General features: G+C 60.0%; 1 protein-coding gene. It reads right to left on the bottom strand.

Features of this window, described 5'->3' with window-relative positions; genetic code table 11:
• Positions 1-323 (bottom strand): riboflavin kinase (locus DC347_RS21410; RefSeq protein WP_304598364.1); only part of this gene is annotated, 323 nt, incomplete at its 3' end.
• Positions 324-340: the final 17 nt, after the last annotated feature.

Below are 340 nucleotides of genomic sequence, written 5' to 3' on the forward strand. Positions count from 1 at the left end.
GTGCCAATATTGGCGACGCCCGCTATCGGTTTGTCGCCCAGCCCTGTCACTTCTACCGCATAGACCCCTTTAACCGGGGAAACCTGACGACGCAGCGGTAAGTTCGCCGTCGGAAAACCTATGGTTCGGCCTAGTTCATCACCATGCACGACGCGTCCGGAGATGCTAAACGGATGGCCGAGCAGCGTCTCCGCCAGCAGGAGATCGTCATCGGCCAGCGCCTGGCGTACCGCCGTGCTGCTGATTCGCACCCCGCCTTCGCAGAAGGTTTGAGTGCTGGTGACGTCGAAGCCATATTCCGCCCCCGCCTTTTGTAATAACAAGAAAGCCCCCTGGCGAC

The organism is Pseudarthrobacter sp. AG30, from assembly GCF_003116525.1.
Taxonomy (GTDB): Bacteria; Actinomycetota; Actinomycetes; order Actinomycetales; family Micrococcaceae; genus Arthrobacter.